The sequence below is a fragment of the Pseudoalteromonas sp. MMG010 genome (assembly GCF_018100905.1).
GTDB lineage: Bacteria > Pseudomonadota > Gammaproteobacteria > Enterobacterales > Alteromonadaceae > Pseudoalteromonas.
This window is the reverse complement of record NZ_JAGJEG010000009.1, coordinates 62,803-83,887: the sequence shown is the minus strand read 5'-3', so window position 1 is coordinate 83,887 and position 21,085 is coordinate 62,803. Positions and strand designations below refer to the sequence as shown.

The window sequence follows — 21,085 nt, the reverse complement described above, 5'->3', positions numbered from 1 at the left end:
CGAAATGATGAATCATTTCGCCTTAATTAATTTAGTTGAGTTTAAACTTAGAAACGGTAAGTTGCTTTAGCGTAGTAAAAACCGCCATTGTAATCAAAAGGACCACTTTCGTAGTACTTACCACCCACTACGCCTTGTGAGCCATATGAACCATCGGCCGATACTTCTTGTAGCTCTTCAGCTTCGGTATCGAAAATGTTATTTGCACCTAATGATAACGTAATATCTTCGGTTACAAAGTAACTAACTTCTACGTCAAAGGTAACAGCAGAGCTAGCTGTTTTAGACCAGCCGTAAGTATCACCAATATCTGGCTCATCAGCATGTGTTGCAAAGTATTCGCCAAAGTAATTTGTACGTACAAACATACTTACATCGTCCCATTGCTGTGCAATGGTAAATGTAGCACGGTGCTCAGGAATACCTTCTTCTAAACGCTTTACTTTAAATTCAGAAGTGTAACTACCCGCATTACTTACCTCAGTTGTGTTGTAGTTATACGCTAAGCTAAATGTAGTATCACCGCTAAATAATTCTGTCGAGTAATTGGCAACCACATCGGCACCTTGAGTAGTCGTATCAAAGTCATTCGCGAAGAACGTAATTGAACCACCTAACAATAACTCTGGGTTAGCGTAAAGACCTTCTAATGCATCAACATCTTCTTGGGTAATAAATAGTTTGTCTGTTTGTGCAACACGGTCAGTCACTTCAATGTGGTATAAATCAACCGTTAAAAAGAAATCACCATTTTCGTACACGGCGCCTATTGCATAGCTTTCAGACTCTTCTGGAGTAAGCTCAATCCCGCCTTTTTGTACCGAAACTGGGTGAGTCGGTGAGTACGTTGCCGATTGGATTAATTCGCCATTGACCAATGATGTTTGAGTGTTAACGACATTCGCTTGACCTACCGTTGGTGCTCTAAAGCCGGTTGAATGCGATGCACGCATCGAAAACTCGTCGTTAAATGTATACTGACCTGATAACTTATAATTTGTTGTATTACCAAACGATGAAAAGTCTTCATAACGTAACGCGGCACCTAATAGTAGATCTTCGGTAACGTACGATTCTACATCAAGGTAGGCTGCGATACTTTGACGTGTGTATACACCTTGTGATTCAGGAGAAAATCCTGCAAAACCATGTGAGCCAACACTAAAGCCTTGCGATGCAAGTGGACCTTGCTCCCATGAAGCTTGCTCACCCGATACAATTTCAAAGCTTTCTTGGCGCCATTCAACACCCGAGGCAACGTTAAGTGCATCGTATAGACCAATATCAAATTGCTTCGAAATATCGCCATTGAATGATTTTTCTAGTTGAATATACGAACCGGTTTCAAATGATAAGTCACTCGGTTGATTAGCCCCTAATGAAGGGTTAACGGTATTGTTTAGAGTATACGTTGATTTATTGCGACCAAATGAACCGCTTAAATCATAAAATGCACCCGCTAAAAAGCCGTCATTAATTTCGCCTTTCGTTCCCATGGTCAGTGACGTATCGTTGATCTCACCAGTAAATAAAGGTGTGTAACCGCCAGGTAAAATTTCATTAAAGGCAAAACAATTTTCGTTGTTGGCAACGTTATTAATGTAATCATCTTGAGTGAGTACATTATCGCTAGTAATCGCAATATTTGGACAAGCGTCTGCATTGCCATCCATTGCACCAACTAATAAATCACCATTTCCATCGGTAAAAACACCCCCACGGTTTTGTGGGTTACGGTAGTAATAACCTGAAGTGGCGGTTCTGTCTGAGTAGTTACCAAACATGTAGAATTCGCTGTTATTACCTAAATCGAGACCGACATTGGCAAATAAAGTTAAATCGTCTTCTAGCTCTGGGTTACCCCACGTTTGTGCTGGATCATTGACTGCGCTATTTCCTGCGTCGATTAGAGCTTGTGCATCAGGGCGTTGTAATGTGCGGCTCGTCGCATCTGCGGTTTTATATTGTGCCGATAAGTTCACAAAGCCATCGTCAGTAAAAGGTAAACCAATATTGGCATCAATCACAGTTTGATCGCCGTCACCTTCGTAATATTGACCTTTACGTATTGAAATAGAACCGCCTTCGGCAGCATCTTTAAGTACAAAGTTCATAACCCCAGCAATAGCATCTGAACCATATTGCGCGGCAGCACCATCACGTAATACTTCTACTTGTTTTAAAGCAACACTAGGGATCACTGAAATATCAGGACCTTGAGCACCATCGTTTACACCACCGCCTTGAAATGCAATGACTGAGGCACGATGACGTCGTTTGCCGTTAAGTAATATTAGTGTCGAGTCTGAAGATAAGCCACGTAAGTTAACTGGACGGATAAATGAGGCTGCATCAGAAATAGGTTGTTGACGTACATTAAATGAAGGCACGGCAGCTTGTAACATATCAAGCATATCCGTTGAGCCATTTTTACTTAGTTCATCTGCGCTAACAATATCGATAGGTACTGGTGAGTCGCTAATTGAGCGAGGTGCAGCACGTGAGCCGACAACTGCTATTTTTTCAACATTCTCAGACACTTTAACTTGTTCAGCTTCAGCTTCAGCTTCAGCTGCAACTACAGAACCCGATATAAATACCCCGGCAGTCGTCGTTGCTAAGGCAAACTTAACGGCTTGGTTTAATAAATTGGTTTTTAACTTCATTCTAAATATCCCCAGATAGAATTTATTCTTATAATGATGTAAATACATCAAAGTTTATTAAATTATGATTTTATATAAGGGTTTCCCCTCACTTAATACCAAATATTTCAGCACGGTTTTACAAGCTGTTGGCAACAGGTTATACATAAAATTCATTATCGGCAACCCATGGTTAACTGTTTTTTAACAGAGGTGTGAAGGTGCTTCTTTGCATAATATTTTCTGTTTTTGGTGCTTGTTTGGATGGTGTTGCACTTAATTGGTGATTTTTAGCAGTTTGTTTGATTTTATTATGTTTAATGTTTTTTTTGTGTTTAATCCGGTTATCTAGCCATTTAGTGTAGGGGAGTCGCTCTTTATAGATTAGCTTGCTAATGAAAAATCATGAGTTTATTTGAGCTTTTATCTCACGGCTTAATTAAATAAAAGTACCTATAAAATGCACTAAAATAGTGCTTGTTTTAATGCAAAAAAAAATAGAGTGGCAACAAAATTGTACAAATTAACTTTGTTAACGCCTTGAGCTGTGTGAGAATAAACAAATGCGACTATATAAAGTTATTCACAGAGCACCTATACGGGTAGCTAAAATAAGTAAGAAGCGCCAACAACTCAAATTTAGACGAGCGATGGTAGCGCTTAAAATTGCGTTGTCTCAAGAAAAACAAGAAACGATAGAAATGTTGTCGATATATCGACGCTACACGCAAGGTGAAATATCTAAAGCAGAACTAAAAAGAGCGAACGAACAATTTGTTGATATTTTAAAGGGACTCGGTCTGGGGGTTTTCGCGGTATTACCATTTGCCCCTATTACTATTCCTTTAGTCGTCAAACTAGGCAGTATGGTTGGAGTTGATGTGTTACCAAGTTCGTTTAGCATCCAAAAAACGAGTAAGCAACTCGATCAAGAAATAGCCAAGCAAAACGACCACAAACAGCCATAAAATTATCTGTACCTTTTAATATCGCTTGTTGGTATGCTTAAGCCCTGTATTTTTTCTGTGAGCTATTTAATGAGTGCATTAATTCTTCATACATCTTCAGGTATTCCTTTATCTTTTATTTTAAAAAGTGACTTAACTCAATGGCAAGCCCAGCAATCTTTGTTTATTCAAAACTGGCTTGAAAACACCGGCTTCGATAAACAAGGCTTAGCATTAATTCCTGACCCACAAACAGGGGAATTAGCTCAAGTATTTTGTTTGATGGATCATCGCGACGATTTTTGGGCCGCCGGAGAACTGGCAAACAAATTACCCGCAAAGTGTTATCAAATAAATGGTGATGCAAAACTGATTGAACAAGTGGCTTTAGGCTTTGTACTTGGCGGTTATGAATTTAGCGAGTATAAAGAAAAAGCATCGTTAAAAGCGCAGCTCGGAATTGCAGATGAACAGTTGTATATTCGAATTAAGCAACAAAGCGATGCCATTAACCTTGTACGTGATTTAGTTAATACACCTGCTGCCGACATGATGCCGCAACATTTATCGCAAGTTATGGCCGATTTAGCAGATACTTACAAAGGTGAGTTTTCGCAGTGGATTGGCGATGAATTATTAGAGCAAAATTACCCAACTATTCATATGGTCGGTAGAGCGAGTGAAAATAAACCGCGATTACTGGACCTGCAATGGGGAGACGAATCATCGCCACGTATTACTTTAGTTGGTAAAGGGGTGTGTTTTGATTCGGGCGGGTTAGATTTAAAGCCTAGCGCGGGTATGCGTAATATGAAAAAAGACATGGGCGGGGCTGCGCATGTTATCGGTTTAGCACAGCTTATAATGGCGGCTAACCTTCCTGTTAGGCTTCGCGTGTTAGTACCGGCAGTCGAAAATGCGGTTTCGCGTAATGCATTTCGCCCAGGTGATGTTATTAAAACTCGTAAAGGTATTATGGTTGAAATTGATAATACCGACGCTGAAGGGCGCTTAGTTTTATGTGATGCATTAACCGAAGCACAAGCCGACAAGCCAGAGCTAATTGTTGATTTTGCTACCTTAACAGGGGCATGTAGAGTTGCTTTAGGAACAGAATTACCAGGTTTTTTCTCTACTGATAAAGATATTGCCAATGGTATTATGGATGCCGGTTTTAATGTGAGCGATCCGGTATGGCAGCTGCCTTTATTTGAGCAATACAAATCGTATTTAAAAAGTAATGTTGCCGATATGGCAAACTGTGCAAATACCCCATTTGGTGGTGCGATTACCGCAGCGCTTTATTTAAAAGAGTTTGTTGAGCCGACAACGCCTTGGGTACATTTTGATGTGATGGCATGGAATTTACGCAGTTTACCAGGGCGTCCTGCGGGCGGTGAAGCTTTAGGTATTCGCGCTGTGTTTAGCTATTTAGCAGCACGTTTTAATTAAAATGGCTTAATCACAAGTTATAGTCGGTTACACCTCATATAGCTCAAGTGGTAAGTTATCTGGATCGGCAAAAAATGTAAATTTTTTGCCGGTTATTTCATCAAGTCTAATCTCTTCTACTTTAATCCCCTGCGATATTAAATATGCTTTTGCAGTATCAATATCATTAACTTTAAACGCTAAATGGCGCAGTCCTTGAGCTTCGGGATAACTTGGGCGAGGCGGTGCACCAGCAAAAGAAAATAACTCTACTTGAGTGCCATCAGGCAAGGCTAAGTCAAGTTTATATGAATTTCGCTCTGCTCTAAAATGCTCATTTATGATGGTCAGTTTTAAAACTTCACTATAAAAACGCTTAGATTTTTCATAGTCACTACAAATAATTGCAGCATGGTGAATACCTAATAATTTCATAAAACCTCAAAATTGAAAGCACACTAAGTGCGCTTTCAATAACATGCTTTTATTACACTTTAGTCTTTAGTTAAACACGCTTTAACAGAGGGCTCAACTAACTCTAATCCGGTTTTATCGCAATCGGGTAGAGTGGCATCACTGATTGTTATTGGTGTAACGCGTTCACCCCATTTTATATAACTTGCAGCCCAGGTTAATCCCGCTCCAAATGCCGCCGACATTATATTATCGTTTGGTTTAATTAACCCTTGCTCGACTGCTTCGCACAATGCAATGGCTATAGTGGCTGCAGAGGTATTGCCGTATTGCCCTATATTAACCATTACTTTGTTATCGGGTACATTTAATCGGTTTTGAATGGCTTGAATAATACGTAAATTTGCTTGATGCGGTACTAGCACATTGATATCGTCTAAGCTCAAATTAGCTTGATTTAGTACATCATCACACGCTTCGCTCATGCCTTTTACGGCACGTTTAAATATTTCGCGCCCTTCAAATAATAAATTAGATGGGCCAAATGCGTGGTATTTATCTAAATCAGTACCAAAATTACTGATGTGCAATATGTCACGGTCTTCGCTATCACACCCTGTTTTAGTGGCCAGTAGCCCTGCAGGAGTTTCTTTGGCTTCAAGCACGACAGCCCCGGCACCATCACCAAATAATACAGCGCTATCTCTTAGGGCCCAATTGATGCACCATGTCATGCGTTCGGCGGCAATAACGACGGCTTTTTTTATCATGCCCGCTTGTATTTGTGCGGTAGCAGCTTGTAGCGCATATAAAAACCCAGAACATGCAGCATTGGTATCCATTGCTGCAGCCCCTTTGGCGCCGATATCTTTTTGTACTAATGACGCTGTATTTGCAACTAAAGTAGAGGGTGTACACGTTGCGACAATAACTAAATCAATTTCTTGCGGGTCTATGCCAGCACAAGCGATGGCGTGTTTAGCGGCCACCGTCGCTAATTCAGCGGTGCTGACATGGCTAACTCTGCGAGATTTAATGCCTGTGCGTGTTGTTATCCACTCATCGTTGGTATCTACTATTGTACTGATTTCGTCATTGCTAATACTTGCAGGCGGAATACATTTCCCCCAGCCTGTGATATGTGCGTAGGTCATATAAATTCTCTTAGTGAGGTAAGGCATATTCGAATAAACGCGGTTATATCAAAAACCATGTTTTTTGGCTAGTTTATTGTGCTTTTAAGGTTCTTTTAGCGGATATTGGACCTTGAGATAAAGCGCCTTAGCCGATACTATCAAATATAAGCACATGTAACTTATTATATTTTGGGAATTTTATGAGTAGCAAAATAAAGGTTTCTTTATTTACCCATCTAATTGATGCTGAAAGGCAGCTACTTGAGCCTGAAGTTAGGCAATCCGTTGCGTTATTAGACGCTTTATTAGACGACGAGTTTATTGAAATTGCAGGTAATGGAACGGTATTTAATAAGCATCAGGTGATCACGCGTTTACCAAATGAAATAGTCCCGCAATTTTATAATCAAGGATTTAAAGGGCGGATGTTAAGTGATGATGTCGCTCAGCTTAGTTATCAAGCAGCGTACAGGCGCTCTGCTCGCGCCGAATTTCAATACTCTTTACGTATGTCGTTGTGGCGTAAACAGGGCGAAAAATGGAAAATGGTATTTCACCAAGGGACTCCTTGTCCTCAGTTTACTATTTTAATGGATGATGAATAACGGCTACTTTACTATTGCCAAGGAAATATGACGTGTTAATTAAAACCGATCCGGCTATTAGTCGATTACTTGCGCTAAGAAGCGGGGCTATCGCTTTGCAGTTAGTCGCTGTTTTAAGTGTGTATTTTTTATTAGAGCACCAAATCCCTTTATTACCTCTTTTATCGGTTATTACAGCAGAGGCTGTTTTTCAGCTATTAAGTGTTTTTGCTTATCGTAATGTAAGCCAAGCTAAATCGATTGGTATGGTGATGCAGCTCAGTGCCGATGTGTTATTTTTAACCCTTTTACTGTCATTAAGTGGTGGGGCTACCAATGCATTTGTTTCGCTATTATTGTTACCGATTATGATCGCCGCGGTTACATTAAGCGAAAAAGGATTGGCCTTTATTGGCGTGTTAGCGATTGCCGCTTATAGCTTTTTATTAATTATTATGCCCGATCACAACATGCATATTATGAATATGAGTAATCATTTTATTGGTATGTGGGTTAACTTTGTACTCAGTGCAACGGTGATTGCTTTTGTTATAGGCGCAATGAACCGCTCGTTAAAAGAGCGCGAACGCACGATTGCAAGTGTGCGTGAAAAACAACTGCGCAACGAGCAACTCGTTACACTTGATGGGGCTGCCGCGCAAATAGCACATCAATTAGCGACCCCGATAGCCAATTTACATTTGTTATACGAAGAGTTGCTAGAGGAAGAGCCTGATAATCCCATCATTAAACAAATGCACACGCCTTTAGCGCAATGTCGCAGCCAATTACATGACTTTAGAGAGCTTTCGGCACAATTGCGCGAAAACAATCAAGCACAACCTATGAGTGCTAAACAACTACATCAAGATATTAGCGATACCATGGTGCTGCAATTTCCTCATCAGCAAGTAAAGTGGTTAACAACGCCTAGTAATACATGGGTACGTGGCGATGCCATGCTATTGCCTGCTATTTTAAATCTATTACAAAATGCGGCGATTGCTAATCAAAAAAATGCCCAATCGCAATTAGATTTAACTTGGCAGTTAGCGCCAGCAGGGGATGGTTTATATTTATTAATTAGAGATTATGGTAAAGGATTTTCTGCTGAGCAGTTAACGGCGCTTGGAGGGCAACTTATGGCGAGTGAACAAGGCATGGGACTGGCTGTATTATTGTCAAATGTAACATTTGAGCGTTTAAATGGCTCGTTAACGTTATATAACCATATCGATGGCGGAGCTGTGGCGCAGATTAAGTTAGCGATTGTGCCAGAAAAAATATGAAGTTATTAATTATTGAAGATGACGAAAACTTAGCGTCAACCTTAGCAAGGCGTTTAACTAAACAAGGGTTTAGCTGTTGTGTTGCACATAATCAAAGTGATGCATTATTAAAAGCCCATGAAAATTTACCAGAGTATATTTTACTGGATATGAAGCTTGGCATGGATAATGGGTTAGAGTTGATAAAGCCATTACGCAGCTTATTACAACATAGCCATATTGTATTGCTCACCGGATTTGCCAGCATTGCAACCGCAGTTGAAGCTATGCGCCAAGGTGCTAATGATTATCTCACTAAACCTGTCGATATGATCACTTTGCTTAAGGCCCTTAATAGTGAAAAATGCAACGCAGTCACGCCGGTTAGCTCAGAGGTGATGTCGCCTGAGCGTCTTGAATGGGAGCATATTCAACAAGTATTATTAAGTAATAATGGCAATGTGTCGGCCACGGCTAGGCAACTAAATATGCATCGGCGTACATTACAGCGCAAACTGCAAAAAAAACCAGTACAACAATAGAGCAGTGTGGTGTAGTGCGTGCAAAATCGCTGTGTTAAAATAGGCTAGATAATTTAGTAGAGGTTAAAATGGCAAGTACAGCGCACGCACTTCATATTTTAGTAAAGCATAAAGAGATTGCTGAAGATATTATTAAGCAGTTAAATAAAGGGGCTAAGTTTCAAACACTGGCTAAAAAATATTCGTCATGTCCTTCGGGTAAAAAAGGAGGGGATTTAGGGGAGTTTCGCCGTGGACAAATGGTACCTCAGTTCGATAAAGCGGCGTTTAATGGCGCTATTCTTGAACCTCTTTTAGTCAAAACAAAATTTGGCTGGCATGTTATAAAAGTGCTTTATCGCACATAAATAGGCTATTAAACAGGTATGTGGTGACACCAATAAATAGGTCACCACACTCTTTATTATACAATGATATTTCGGCCTTGAGATTTAGCATTGTATAAGGCGTCATCCGCTACTTTTATAAGTGTAGCTAAATTATTTTGAGTGTTATTTTTAATGCAAGCAAGGCCGCCGCTAACCGTTACTTTAATCGTGTGTTCGAGATAACCGACTTGCGTGTTTTGCGTCTGTTTACGAATTCGTTCTAGCAACGCCCTCGCATCATCAAGGGTAGAATAGGGCAGCAGTAGTGCAAACTCTTCACCGCCTAAACGCCCAACCAAATCACTCGAGCGCTTTTGTTGCTGTAAAACAGTGGCAAACATTTTAAGCACCTCATCGCCACCGCCATGTCCGTATACATCATTAACGTGTTTAAAATGATCTAAATCCAAAAAAGCTAAAGCTAATGGTTCATTATTTCGCTCGCATAACTTTAAAAGGGCTTCACTTTGTTCGATAAACGCTCGACGTGACATTAATCCAGTTAAATCGTCGTACGTCGCAAGATAGCGGTGCGCCTCTTCTAGCTTTTGTACTTTTATCATTAAGTTACTGATTGACCAAGTTGTCATAGGAGAGATAATTGCTGGAGCAAGCGCAGCAATGATAAAAATAATGGGGAGCATGGGACTGTGAGTAAAATGTAAAATTAAAAATGTAATTAATAATGACATTATAATGCTTGATGCAGTAATAATGAGCATAATTAACCAGCGGCTACGTGCCCTTGTTTCATGATCCATGGGCTGTTTGCCTTCATAGAGTGGGTTTTTCACAAATCGACCTCTTATGTAAATACCATTTATTTTAATTATCACCTATTAGGGGATAACTATTCCTTGCTGGAACTTATCCAAGCTATTAATAAAGGGTACAGAGTATCGAATATTTATCAATATTTAATAATACAATTTTTATATGAAAAGACAGGCCGGATTAATTTTCTAAATTATGTCTGTTTTGTTTTAAGGCGTTGTGATGAGCCTTGAGTAGTTGCCGATTATTATTTTATTAATAGTGTTATAAAGCATAAATAATAAAATGCCCATTATCGGGTAACAGGCATTTTAGCGTTTAACAGGTTGGTTTATTTGTTAAGTTAATAACTACGCTTTTTGTTTCGCTTCTTCTTCACTAATTTGTTTAAGTGCTTGTATAAAAGCTTCTGGTGGCTGGCCACCACTGAGAGCGTATTTATCGTTAATAATAAATGTAGGGACAGAGCTTATACCCATTTGTTTAAAATGCTGCTGTTCTTCACGTACGGTTTGCACATAACGGTTACTATGCAAAATTTGTCGCGCTTGCTCTTTATCGAGGCCAACTTTTTCTACTACATTTAGCAAGGCTTCTTCTTGATTTAAAAATGCCAAATCGGTGAAATGTGCTTCAAACATCGCTAATTTTAGCTCAGTTTGCTTCCCTTCTTCGCGGGCCCAAGTTAATAAGCGATGCAAATCAAAGCTGTTAATCATGATCCGCTTACCATCAAAGTTAAAAGTAAACCCTGCACGCTGTCCAGCTTCAAACATACGTTGGCGGTTTTCATCACCTTGCTCTTCGGTTAAGCCATATTTTTCCATGAGGTGTTCGTTTAAATCTTGGCCTTCAAGTGGCATATCGGGGTTTAGCTCAAAAGGATGCCAGGTGATATCGGCGCTCATTTCGTTTTGTAAATCACTCAGTGCGGTTTCTAGGTTTTTATAGCCAACAACACACCAAGGGCACATTACATCTGAAACAATATCAATTTTAAAGTTTGTCATTTTCATCCTTTTTGGATTTAGAAGGTATAAAACAGATATTGGGATGATTTTTGTTTTATCAATCGAGATATAAAAAGAGCAGCCAAATAGCTGCTCAAACACTTAATTACGCATTAATTGCAAAGGGGTCATCAATGCTGTGACTGGGCTTAGTAAACCATTGAGGGCCGTTATCCGTCATATAAAAATGATCCTCTAAACGTACGCCAAACTCGTTGGGGATCACAAGCATTGGCTCATTACTAAAACACATTCCCGAAGCGAGAACGGTGGTGTTGCCCCCCACTAAATATGGCCATTCGTGGATATCTAAACCAATACCATGGCCAGTACGATGCGGGCAACCTGGAGTTTGGTACTGCGGACCTAAGCCTTGAGCTGCAATATAGCTGCGCGCTGCGTTATCAACGTCGGCACAAGTAGCGCCAATTTTAGCCGCATTAAATGCAGCCAACTGGGCTTGTTTTTCTATATTCCAAAACTTTCGTTGTTGCGCGCTTGGCTCTCCAAACACATAAGTGCGAGTAATATCAGAAATATAGTCGTGTACCTTACAGCCCGTATCAATAAGTACCATATCGCCTTTTTTTAAGGTTTGTGGATCTTTTACTCCATGTGGAAAAGATGTGGCAACACCAAATAATACGATGCAAAAGTAATTACCTTCAGCCCCTACTTTTTGATGGGCTTGTTTTATAAATGCCTCGACAGCGGTTGTACTAATGCCTTCGTGTAGCATACTAGCTGTTGCTTTGTGTACTGCAAGTGTCATATTCATGGCCGCTTGCATTAACGCTAATTCATTTGCCGATTTGTGCATTCTACAGTGAGCGGTTACCGGTTGGGCGTTTATTAAAGTTAATCCTTTTTGTGCCTTGTTAATGCCGTCGAAAATAAAAAACTGGGCACTTTCATCAATGCCAATGGTGGCTTTATCGGCAATATTGAGTTGTTTGAGTATGCTGCAAAATAAACTATATGGGTTTTCATGCTCTTGCCAACCATGGATAGGCCCGTCAATGACTTTAAAGTCGTTCAAGCTTCCAATTTCAAAGTGAGGAGCTAGGTATTGAACTTGCCCTTGTGCGGGTAATATTGCACCAACCATACGTTCACTGGCATACCACTTCATACCCGTAAAATAAGTTAAGTTAGTGCCTGCATTTAAGTAAATGGCATCAATATTGTTTGCCTTCATATAGGCTTGTGCATTTGCTATACGCGTCAAATATTCGTTATCTGGGATGGCCGTTAAATGCGAGGTCATATCGCTAAGTGACGCTAAAGCTTGTTCAGCCGATTGATAGCCAATACCTTGAGTTGTCATGTATTTCTCCAATTATTTTTTGTTATTGTGGGCAGTTTTAACTGTAACTTCAAGTAAAGTGCGTTGGATAACTTTAATGAAAAAAAGAGGAAAACTTATGTCAAAAATGCGAATGTTTAGGCAAGCGAAAAAATTTCAATTTCCTGTTTAATTAAACAGATAAAATGATGCTTTATTAATACGGCCCGCTGTTGGTGCGTTTGTATACATAGAGTTGATAAGGTTGATGTTTATTATTTTTAATTAAAAAACAATTGCTTACATTTTCATTTTAACAGTTTTATGGCATTAAACAGCGCATTTTTATGTTTTATATGGGTAGGCTTGTTGTCGGTTGTATTTATTATTGTGTAATTAATTAGCTATATTGATTGGTTGAAATGCTTATTTATGCTGATTTATCTTATCTCATAGAAAATCGTTCTATTAAATGTAACGCCATGATGATATTAATAGTATTACTAGAAAAACAGGAGAATTAGGAATGAGTGAACAATATGCTGCTTTACGTGGTAATGTAAATTTACTAGGGCAACTGCTAGGACAAACAATTAAAGATGCCCAAGGCCAAGCGATTTTAGATAAGGTAGAAGAGATTCGAGCTTTATCAAAGTCATCACGCAGTGGTAATGAAGCAGACAGACAAGCACTAATAGATGTATTACATGCCTTAAGCGATGAAGAATTGCTGCCTGTTGCACGTTCATTTAACCACTTTTTAAATTTAGCCAATGTCGCAGAGCAATTTCACACGGTATCACGCTTCAACGAGGCGGGTTTGAGCCAGTTAAATCCTTTAACTAAAACGCTTAAAACATTAATGGCTAAAGCAAAAGAAGGTGAGCTTGATCATAACCACCTTGCGGACACTATTTCGAAACTACATATAAATTTAGTTTTAACGGCTCACCCAACTGAGGTAACACGCCGTACAATTATCAATAAGCACATTGAATTAAGCGATTGCTTAGCATCGCTTGAACGTAAAGATAACTTACCGCAAGAGCGTACTGCGTTACTTGAGCGTGTTGCACAGTTAATTAGCCAAGCTTGGCATACTGATGAAATTCGTCGTGCGCGCCCAACACCTATTGATGAAGCTAAATGGGGTTTTGCTGTTATTGAAAACAGTTTATGGCAGGCGATTCCGCAATTTTTACGTGAGTTTTCAGAGCAGGTTAAAGAGACGTTAGATTTAGAGTTACCTACTGATTATAGTCCGATTGAGTTTACATCGTGGATGGGGGGAGATCGTGATGGTAACCCGTTTGTCACCGCTCTAGTAACGCAAGAAGTACTTGATCATGGCCGTTGGATGGCACTTGACTTGTATCATCGTGATCTGGATAAGTTATGCGCCGAGCTTTCTATGTCGCATGCTAGCGAAGAACTAATTGAGCTGGCTGGACAAGACTTTGAACCTTACCGTGCCGTACTTAAAAACCTAAAAGGCAAAGTACTTGAAACCGTTAATCATTTAAGCGCTAAAATTAAAAATAAACGCACTGACGCACAAGATTTAATTAATGATATTAATCAAATTAAGCACCCAGTTGAAGTGTGTTATCGCTCATTATTAAAATGCAATATGACGGTCGTTGCACAAGGATTATTACTCGATTTATTATATCGAATTAACAGCTTTGGTTTACGTTTAGCTAAACTCGACGTACGCCAAGATTCATCACGTCATGGCGATGTGTTCTCTGAGTTAACACGTCATCTAGGCTTAGGCGATTACAATCAATGGCAAGAGCAAGATAAACAAGCATTTTTACTTGCTGAGCTTAATTCTCGCCGTCCGTTAATACCAAAACAATGGCAACCAAGCCCTGAAGTGCAAGAAGTACTCGATACTTTTGATGTTATTGCACGTCAAGATGAAAAAACATTTGGTTTGTATATTATTTCAATGGCACGAACTGCGTCTGATATTTTAGCGGTACAGTTACTGTTAAAAGAAAGCGGTTGTCGCTTTAATTTACCTGTTGCTCCGCTGTTTGAAACGTTAGACGATTTAAATGCAGGCAGTGATGTGATTACAACGTTACTTGATAACGTATGGTATCGCGGGCATATTCAAAATACGCAAAATGTAATGATTGGCTACTCTGATTCAGCAAAAGATGCCGGTATGATGGCCGCTGGTTGGGCACAATATGATGCGATGGATAAGCTAGTACAACTTGCTGATGAACGTGGTATTGAATTGGTATTGTTCCATGGTCGTGGTGGTACCGTTGGCCGTGGTGGAGCACCTGCTGCACAAGCTTTACACTCTCAGCCTCCGGGTTCATTAAAAGGTGGGCTACGTGTTACTGAGCAAGGCGAAATGATCCGCTTTAAATTTGGCTTACCTGCGGTAGCACTACAAAGCTTAAATATATATGCTGGTGCCGTATTGCAAAGTAACTTATTACCACCGCCAGAGCCTAAACTGCAGTGGCGTGAAGTGATGGATTTAATTAGTGAACAGTCGTGTGAGCATTACCGAAATGTAGTACGACACGATGAAAACTTTGTGCCTTATTTTAGAATGGCGACTCCTGAGCTTGAACTGTCTAAGCTACCACTGGGCTCTCGTCCTGCTAAGCGAAACCCAAATGGTGGGGTAGAGAGTTTACGTGCAATTCCTTGGATATTTGCATGGAGCCAAAACCGTTTAATGCTACCAGCTTGGTTAGGTGCATTAACCGGTTTGCAAGCTGCGCTTGATAAGTATGGTTTAGAAACGTTGCACGAAATGAGCTTAAAGTGGCCTTTCTTTAGAGCTCGTTTAGAAATGCTTGAAATGGTATTTAGTAAAGCAGATAGCTGGTTAAGTGAGCATTATGATAATGCGTTAGTCGAGCCGATGTACCAACCATTAGGTGTTGCATTACGTAAAGAGCTAGGCGAAGCCGTTACTTTAGTACAATCGCTGAGCCCACAAAAAAGTTTACTTGCTGAACAGCCTTGGATCAAAGAGTCGATTGCGTTACGTAACCCGTACACCGATCCACTGAATGTGTTACAGGTTGAATTATTACGCCGTGCTCGTTCGAATGAAAAGCATAACGAAGGGGATATCGATAACGCCCTTATGATCACCATGACAGGAATTGCTGCTGGTATGCGTAACACCGGTTAATATAAATAGAAGTTAAAAGGGATCGCAATGCGATCCCTTTTTTTTGTCTTTCAAAAATAAAGCGTTAACGTGTTTTAGAATCAGGAAAGTTTGGCACCCCATGTTGCCACGTAAACCAATTTACAACAATGTGATCAACCACAGCAGATCCCACTAAAACAATGTTCTGGACTGTTTCAGCAAACCCGCCTGCAGTTTGACCCGGAGCGGGGTCTAAATGCTCGAGCGTTGTTTCGTTTGGGTTTCCTTGATCAAAATTTACAGCCCCACGTAAACTAAGTATTTTATCTGTCCCGTGGAGTCTATTGATCACTTGGGTAATGGCCGCAGCTTCCATTTCTGTCATTACATAATCGTCTGCACCATATAGTTCAGCAATATATTGAGCTTCTGCAGATAACCCCGGACCATGAAAAAAAGTATCTCCTGTCATATGTGTACCATAGGTGACTGCTGGAGAGCGTCTTGCATTTTTCTCCGTGTAACGTTGCCTATACTTTTGTGCACTCACTGAATCTTTAAGTTGTATATTTTGGCTTAACGATAAAGCCCAGCTTAAAAGCGTTGGGTTTAATTGATAGCGGCGTATTTTTTCATAACCACTACGGGGCATAAAAGTTGGTTTACCCATGGGTGCCTCTTCAGGCTTCCAACGATGGCCTAAATCGTAATCAATTAACCAACTTCCCCAGCTTACATCAGCAATTGTGCCTTTAGCGGGAGGAGTACCGCCAACACCACTTAAAATAAAGTAAGTGTTAGAAAAATCAAATGCATCGTTGAGTAATATAGCTTGCATAGAAGACGATGAGGCAACCTTGCCCATCCCTAATACAGAACCACAAACCCCAGCGTTATTACAAAATACAGAACCTGCTGCGCCTTTCACTTTAATGGGAGATGCATGGCGAAAATAGTTTAAATACCAAAACTGAAACTCACCCGGTTTGTCGCCTTGGTTTTCGCCTATCTCAAACATGCCAGCAATGAATACTTTAACTTTAATTTTATCTTCACTGGCAAAAGCATTAAAACTAAAAAGCAGTAGTAGCAGTAAACTAAGATGAAGTGTTCTCAAAATATATCCTTATTAAGCGGCTTATTTAATTGGTTAAATTTAGGATTTCGTTTTTTATTGATATTAAATTAACATTTATATTACAGCCAATATACCAATATCGATGATTTAACGCTGTTACTTTGTTTTTTATGTAAAAGGCGTTTGTTACGAAAATAATAAAGGCGTAATCGATATGTTTAGCGCTAAGAGAAGGGCGGCTATTTAATGTTAAAGTAAACATACTCTGGCAATTTATTACTTAACCTTTTACACTACATAGCCATTAAATAATTATAATATGTTATGGCATCAACAACTTTTTCTTCGCAGCAAAGTACTGCACTGCAAAATAAGCACATTTCTTTAAGTCTTGAGCAAACACACGCTATCCGTAGTCAAATTAAAAATGCGAGAGGCATTTTACGTGCTGAGGATATTGATCAATGGTGTAACACACTATCAGTGAGTAAAGAAACCTTATTACAAGGGTTAGTCCCTTTCGCTTCGGAATTTGCTGTCGCACCTATCTCTAAATTTTACGTTGGCGCTATTGTCAGCGGTCTTGATGAAAATGAGCTTACGCATTTTTATTTTGGCGCTAATGTTGAGTTTGATCATCAAGCATTGAGCTTAGTGGTACATGCAGAGCAATCAGCAATTAATAATGCGTGGCTAAACGGCGCTAAAAAAATAACCCAAATCGCAATAAGTGATGCGCCATGTGGTTACTGTCGACAGTTTATGAATGAGCTGGCTGATGCTAACGAATTTGATATTTTACTTCCTAAACAAGCTTTTAAACTTAATGAGTTATTGCCTCATTCATTTGGTCCTAGCGATTTAGGTAACAAATATAGTTTATTTAATAGTGCGCCACAGCAGTATCAGTTTGTTGATGAAACACTTGATAAAAAGCTGGTGGAGTACGCACTTAAAGCTTATGTCCCTTATACCAATAATTATAGTGCAGTAAAAATTAGCACTGCAGAGCAGGGGGATTTTTATGGGAGTTATGCTGAAAATGCCGCTTATAGTCCTAGTTTGTCACCACTGCAAAGTGCCATTAGTCAGTTTTTTTTAGCAGGGTTAAATTTTGATGGCGAAACAGTGACACAAATTACTTTATTAGAAACAAAGGGGTTTGAAAATCAACGTACTGTTACTACCGCGGCCTTAGCAAGCTTTGGCTCTATTGCTAAATTACAGGTGATCAGCGCGCCGATAGTTGCTATTAATAGCTAAATAATGGTTACCTGGTATTAGATAAATTTAATCATGTTAAATTGTGAACACAAAAAAGCGGTTACTTTTAAAGTAACCGCTTTTTTAGTTTTTAGTGACTTTAAACGTTAAAGTTTAAAGCTTAAGCCTAAGAATAAACGAGGACCGTAATCGTTCACTTCACCTAAGTTACCTTCAACGTAGTAATCTTGTGATTTAGGTGCGCTAAATAAGTTAATTGCTTCTGCTTTAACTTTAAAGTTACTGTTGATTTTGTATGATGCGCGCATTTCCCACACACCCACGCCATCAACAAAGCGTAAACGTGTTCCGTTACTTGTATAAGGTTGGAAGTATTCGCTACGGTATTTGTAAATTAAGGCAGTATCAAAGTCACCTAATTGGTAATAAAGTTGGCTGCTTAGTACATGCTTAGAGAAGCCAGGCACTGATGCTGGGTCAACAATACCAGCTGTTAATTGCGTTGTATTGCCATTAACATCAGTAATGTAAGTATCACCATAATTACTATCTTCAAACTCAAAATTAGTATCAGCATAGTTGTAGCCTATCTTCATACCAATACCATTATCCCAACGGTAAGAGAAAGACGTTTCTAAACCTAATATTTCACTTGATTCATCAGTGGTTACTGAATTTGTGATAGGTAGTGATACCGACACACCATCAACAACAAATTCTTCTAGTACAGTTTGCTGTTGGAAACCGCCTTGGAATTGTTTGTAGTATAAGCTAAATGCAAAAATCGAGTCTTCATTAGGGTACCACTCAATCGCTGCATCATAGTTCCATGACATTAACGGTTGTGTATCTGGGTTACCAGAACCATTAACACCTACTAATAAATCAGACACTGAGGTTGCGCCTACTTCATCATCTGTTGAGAACGTACGGCTGTACCCTAAGTCAGAAGGATCTGCGCGTGACATACCACGGTATATACCTGCACGCATTAAAATATCTTCGCTGTAATCAACAACTAAGTTGAAGCTAGGTAGGTATTTAGTGTAATCACCACCACCTTGGATTTTCTCTAGAGAATCGCCTTCAACTAATGAAACAATACCTGTATCTGGGTCGGTAATAACATCAAAATTATTTCTAAAACCGATAGACGTTACTTCAGTATCAACAATACGTAGACCAAAGTTACCACGAATGAATTTACCAAACATTTCAGTATCGTAGCTTGCCATTAAATATGCAGAGGTGGTTTTTTCAGTAACATCAATAGTCCCGGCATTTTCGTATTCAACTTCAGGATAAGCAAACTCACCATCGACATTTGATGCTGCAACAGCGTTAGAGAAACAAACATTATCGTATGTTGCCCATGAATTACCTGTTCCACTATCGATTACATTACCATCACTATCTATTTGAGTGATGATGTTGCCATCAGATACACCTGATAAGAAACCTGATTCAGGGAAATCAATTTGACATCCTTCAAGTACATCTAATGCAGCAACTGACGAAGAGTCTAAGTTATATTCTGTACGTGAACCATTACCTTGGTTACCACCAAATTGAATAAAGGTTAATTCAGACGTTCTGATACCACCTTCTAATTTAGTAAATATTTCACTGTCTAGCTCATAATCGAAGTCAATACGAGCAGATACAACTTCATTTTCACGTACATTTTCTCTATCGATACGCGTTCTTAAGCTATCAGTAAAGTTTGAAATATCAGTTACGTCAAAATCGGTAAGAGTGAAATGTGGGATTTCGCTACCCATATCCCAAGAGAAGAAGTTACGATCTGATGTTCTTGCACGGTTAGAAATTTGTAACTCTTCACGTTTAGTTTGCGAGTAACCAAAATCAACTTCTACCGTTAAACGATCTGTTACGGTATGTTCAATATTCAATCCAAAGCCGCGATAGTTTTCTTCACGTGAGAACTGCTCACCTGATGTTTCTATACGCTCTTCGCCTTCCCAGTGTAAGATTCCGCCTACGCTATTTGTTACAAGTGTTGGTCCTGTTACACCAGGCGTTGCACGTTTTTGTAAGAAGATTAAATCATGACGTGCTTCTTGTTGAGTACGATCTGATATTTGAGTATCAAAATTGATATCCCATTCATCATTAGGTTGATATTGTAATGCAAAGAAAAGAGCATCACGTTCATCAGAGGTTTCATTTTGACGGAAGCTTCGGCTACTACCTGTCCAAGCGTAAGGTGTGCCATCACTTTCTGCTACCCCAGTATCTGGGTCAATGTCAGTTTGATAACCTTGGTTGCTGCTTCCACTGACTTGATCTTCACAATCACCTGCACTGCTGCGGTAAAAACCTTCATTTGTATTAGTCGGATCGTTTAAACATGCCCATAAAGATGAACCTGTAGGACTTGAGCTTCTGTATTCAGCTTCTGGTTGGCTAATATCTTGACGTTGTACACCAAATGAAACACCAACAGCTTGACCATTAGCAAATTCATATTGGTCTACATAACTAAAGGTACCACGGTAACCTAAATCACTTTGCAGTGAATTATCAACGTTTGATTCATCAGGGTTGTAGTTTAATTTAACTTCGCCTGATACACGTTGCTTGCCAAAATCAAGAGGAGTAATTGTTTCAAGTGCGATAACACCTGCAACACCACCTTCAATCATCGACGCATCTTGTGTTTTATAAATCGCTACTTTTTTTACAAGTTCAGAAGGAAATTGTGAAAAGTTAACTGAGCGGTCACCACTACCATTGGTTGCTTCACGGCCGTTGATATGTGTTGCACTTAAAAATGGACCTAAACCACGAATGGTAATTTCTGTCGCACCGCCATTTTCACGGTGTGAGGCTGCACCCGTAATTGATTCTAACGCTTCACCAATTGATAAAGCCGGAAGATCACCAATATCTTCAGCAGATAAACCGTCAACAACGGTTGTTGCTTCACGCTTTAATGAAATTTGATCTTGGATAGTCTTACGCGTTCCGACAATGCTTATTATTTCTACATCAGGGTCTACTTCAGCGGTTGTTTCTTGTGCTTCTTGAGCATGGACTGAAAAGGCACTGGTACCTGCTAAACCTGCAAGTGCAGCGGTTCTTACCCATTTTGCTAAAGGACGTAGCATAAAGGCATTGTGTGATGCAGTATTCTCTATTTGTGATTGCAACGACATGTGTGATCTCCGTTAGTTGTAGTGTGACTAATTGTGTGCCGCTTGTTATGTTAATGTTATGTATGTA

Annotated in this window: 16 protein-coding genes; 8 read left to right on the top strand and 8 right to left on the bottom strand. The window is 39.6% G+C overall.

What is annotated here, in order from left to right; genetic code table 11:
• Window positions 1-47: 47 nt before the first annotated feature.
• Window positions 48-2,666, bottom strand: a complete 2,619-nt coding sequence (locus J8L70_RS10850; protein WP_211055604.1) for a TonB-dependent receptor — start codon at window positions 2,664-2,666, stop codon at window positions 48-50.
• 542 nt (window positions 2,667-3,208) lie between these two features.
• Here J8L70_RS10850 and J8L70_RS10845 point away from each other — a divergent pair.
• Both J8L70_RS10845 and J8L70_RS10840 read left to right on the top strand, forming a co-directional pair.
• Window positions 3,209-3,613 carry a hypothetical protein gene (locus tag J8L70_RS10845; RefSeq protein ID WP_211055603.1) on the top strand — a complete coding sequence of 135 codons (405 nt, stop codon included), beginning with the start codon at window positions 3,209-3,211 and terminating at the stop codon, window positions 3,611-3,613.
• Window positions 3,614-3,682: 69 nt separating this feature from the next.
• On the top strand, window positions 3,683-5,044 hold the full coding sequence (locus tag J8L70_RS10840; protein ID WP_211055602.1) for a leucyl aminopeptidase family protein: 1,362 nt from the start codon (window positions 3,683-3,685) through the stop codon (window positions 5,042-5,044).
• A 27-nt stretch (window positions 5,045-5,071) separates the two neighbouring features.
• Here J8L70_RS10840 and J8L70_RS10835 read toward each other — a convergent pair whose 3' ends face one another.
• Together J8L70_RS10835 and J8L70_RS10830 are read right to left on the bottom strand one after the other, a co-directional pair.
• Window positions 5,072-5,458 (bottom strand): VOC family protein, encoded by a 387-nt coding sequence (locus J8L70_RS10835; protein WP_211055601.1) that lies wholly within the window; start codon window positions 5,456-5,458, stop codon window positions 5,072-5,074.
• Window positions 5,459-5,517: 59 nt separating this feature from the next.
• Window positions 5,518-6,591: a ketoacyl-ACP synthase III gene (locus tag J8L70_RS10830; RefSeq protein ID WP_211055600.1), complete on the bottom strand. Its 1,074-nt coding sequence runs from the start codon at window positions 6,589-6,591 to the stop codon at window positions 5,518-5,520.
• Window positions 6,592-6,773: 182 nt separating this feature from the next.
• Here J8L70_RS10830 and J8L70_RS10825 point away from each other — a divergent pair, with 182 nt between their 5' ends.
• The 4 genes from J8L70_RS10825 (at window position 6,774) to J8L70_RS10810 (ending at window position 9,314) form a co-directional block, all read left to right on the top strand.
• The gene (locus J8L70_RS10825) at window positions 6,774-7,178 is read left to right on the top strand and encodes a nuclear transport factor 2 family protein (RefSeq protein ID WP_211055599.1); all 405 of its coding nucleotides are present in this window, start codon (window positions 6,774-6,776) and stop codon (window positions 7,176-7,178) included.
• 32 nt (window positions 7,179-7,210) lie between these two features.
• Complete coding sequence (locus tag J8L70_RS10820; RefSeq protein ID WP_211055598.1) at window positions 7,211-8,446, top strand: ATP-binding protein; 1,236 nt, start codon at window positions 7,211-7,213, stop codon at window positions 8,444-8,446.
• On the top strand, window positions 8,443-8,967 hold the full coding sequence (locus J8L70_RS10815; protein WP_211055597.1) for a response regulator: 525 nt from the start codon (window positions 8,443-8,445) through the stop codon (window positions 8,965-8,967). Before J8L70_RS10820 ends, J8L70_RS10815 begins: the two co-directional genes overlap by 4 nt.
• 68 nt (window positions 8,968-9,035) lie before the next feature.
• The gene (locus J8L70_RS10810) at window positions 9,036-9,314 is read left to right on the top strand and encodes a peptidylprolyl isomerase (RefSeq protein ID WP_211055596.1); all 279 of its coding nucleotides are present in this window, start codon (window positions 9,036-9,038) and stop codon (window positions 9,312-9,314) included.
• A 56-nt stretch (window positions 9,315-9,370) separates the two neighbouring features.
• Here J8L70_RS10810 and J8L70_RS16065 read toward each other — a convergent pair whose 3' ends face one another.
• The 3 genes from J8L70_RS16065 to J8L70_RS10795 form a co-directional block, all read right to left on the bottom strand.
• Complete coding sequence (locus tag J8L70_RS16065) at window positions 9,371-10,129, bottom strand: GGDEF domain-containing protein (RefSeq protein ID WP_211055595.1); 759 nt, start codon at window positions 10,127-10,129, stop codon at window positions 9,371-9,373.
• Window positions 10,130-10,459: 330 nt separating this feature from the next.
• Window positions 10,460-11,119: a DsbA family oxidoreductase gene (locus J8L70_RS10800; protein ID WP_211055594.1), complete on the bottom strand. Its 660-nt coding sequence runs from the start codon at window positions 11,117-11,119 to the stop codon at window positions 10,460-10,462.
• 106 nt (window positions 11,120-11,225) lie between these two features.
• Window positions 11,226-12,446 (bottom strand): Xaa-Pro peptidase family protein, encoded by a 1,221-nt coding sequence (locus J8L70_RS10795; RefSeq protein WP_211055593.1) that lies wholly within the window; start codon window positions 12,444-12,446, stop codon window positions 11,226-11,228.
• Between the two features lie 484 nt (window positions 12,447-12,930).
• On the opposite strand from J8L70_RS10795, the gene ppc reads away from it, so the two are divergent.
• The gene (gene ppc, locus J8L70_RS10790; protein WP_211055592.1) at window positions 12,931-15,576 is read left to right on the top strand and encodes a phosphoenolpyruvate carboxylase; all 2,646 of its coding nucleotides are present in this window, start codon (window positions 12,931-12,933) and stop codon (window positions 15,574-15,576) included.
• 64 nt (window positions 15,577-15,640) lie between these two features.
• Here the strand turns inward: ppc and J8L70_RS10785 are convergent, their stop codons facing one another.
• The gene (locus J8L70_RS10785) at window positions 15,641-16,654 is read right to left on the bottom strand and encodes a purine nucleoside permease (RefSeq protein WP_211055591.1); all 1,014 of its coding nucleotides are present in this window, start codon (window positions 16,652-16,654) and stop codon (window positions 15,641-15,643) included.
• 285 nt (window positions 16,655-16,939) lie between these two features.
• Between J8L70_RS10785 and cdd the strand changes: the two genes are divergently transcribed.
• A complete protein-coding gene (gene cdd / locus J8L70_RS10780; RefSeq protein WP_211055590.1) occupies window positions 16,940-17,878 on the top strand; it encodes a cytidine deaminase in 939 nt (312 codons plus the stop codon).
• A 107-nt stretch (window positions 17,879-17,985) separates the two neighbouring features.
• Here cdd and J8L70_RS10775 read toward each other — a convergent pair whose 3' ends face one another.
• Entirely contained in the window at window positions 17,986-21,018 is a 3,033-nt protein-coding gene (locus tag J8L70_RS10775; protein ID WP_211055589.1) for a TonB-dependent receptor, read from the bottom strand.
• Between the last annotated feature and the right edge of the window lie 67 nt (window positions 21,019-21,085).